Source organism: Herbaspirillum sp. UBA812 (assembly GCF_002296545.1).
GTDB classification, from domain to species: Bacteria; Pseudomonadota; Gammaproteobacteria; order Burkholderiales; family Burkholderiaceae_D; genus Herbaspirillum; species Herbaspirillum huttiense.
In genome coordinates, this window is sequence record NZ_DBIC01000199.1 from 3722 (window position 1) to 5214 (window position 1493).

Annotated in this window: 1 protein-coding gene; it reads left to right on the top strand. The window is 64.2% G+C overall.

The features are described from left to right. Positions 1-306: 306 nt before the first annotated feature. A partial coding sequence (locus tag B3873_RS13285; protein WP_286866628.1) for a transporter substrate-binding domain-containing protein occupies positions 307-1493 on the top strand: 1187 nt, incomplete at its 3' end.

A 1493-nucleotide genomic window follows, 5' to 3' on the forward strand; every position in this document is an offset into this window, starting at 1 on the left:
AGCGTGAACCAGGTCCGGCTGCCCACGCAAGGTTTCTTCTGAGCCTGACCCTGCCCGTAATACCCTGCGCCCGCCAGGGTTTTCATTTGGTTAGTTGTCCTATAAAGTAGACAAAAAACCAAATCAGGGACAGGCGCGGGCAGCATGAATCAACCAGCACCCACTCTGGCTGCGACAGGGGAGAAACCGGCCAGCGGTCGTCAAGGCAAGCCGCCCAGCGGCAACCCGTGGCGGCTTCCCCGTTCGTGGCCATGCCTGCTGAAACGGCTCGCACTGCTGGGCCTGTTGGCCGCTGGCAGCGTCTGCATGACTGCGCACGCCCAGCCGCCAGGCGCACCTGCCAAGCTGTTGACGGTCGGCGTCTATCAGAATCCCCCCAAGATCTTCTTCGACGGCGAAGGGACGGCCAGCGGCCTGCACATCGACCTGATCCGGCTCATTGCCGAGCGCGAGCACTGGCAATTGCGCTTCGCCCCCTGTGAGTGGCAGGCCTGCCTGAAGCAGCTTGAGGAGGGCCGGATCGACCTGCTGCCCGACGTGGCCTGGACCGAGCAGCGCGAAAAGATCTTCCAGTTCCCTTCCGTACCGGCGCTCTACAGCTGGTCCATCCTTTATCGCAGCCGCTCGGTGGCGATCAATTCCGTCTTCGATCTCAAGGACAAGCGGATCGGCCTGCTCGAAAACTCGGTGCAGGCCAGTTATTTCCGCAACCTGATCGACAACTCCGGCATCAAGGTCCACCTGGTCACGCTGCACAACGTCGAGAGCGGTTTCCGGATGGCGGCGGCGGGCGAGCTCGATGGGGTCGTTGCCAGCCAGCAAGCGGGCGACATGCTGGCCGACCGCTATCATCTGGCCGATACCAGCATCGTGTTCCAGCCGGTCAAGCTGTTCTTCGTCAGTGGCAAGCAAGAGGACCCGGAAGTGCTGGCCGCGATCGACCGCGCGCTCAGCCAATGGCAGGCCGATCCTGATTCCATCTATTTCCAGATCCTGCGCAAGTGGGGGCGCGGCAATACCAGCCTGCCCGCCCATGTCTGGTGGCTGCTGTGCGGCGCGCTGGCCTTGCTGCTGTGTGCCCTGCTGATCGCCGCCTACCTGCGGCGCGAAGTGGCACGCCGTACGGCACGGCTGCAGCAGAGCGAGACCTCGCTGCGCATCGCGGCGGCGGCCTTTCATTCGTCCGAGGCGATCTGGGTGCTCGACGCCGGGCGCAACGTGCTCGATGCCAATGCCGCCTTCATCGCCCTGACCGGCTACCAGCTGCACGAGCTGCCTGCGGAGGGGATGCCGCCCTGCCAGCGCGAGCAAGACCAGGAGGATTTTCGTGCCCGGCTATGGACGCTGGTCCAGCGCAACGGCAAATGGCAGGGAGAGATGCGGGTCTGGCGCAAGAACGGCGAAACCTTCTGCGCCATGCTGACCCTGACCGCCGTGGCCGATCCGGCCGGACACATCACGCACTACGTCGGCACCCAGATCGACATCAGCGA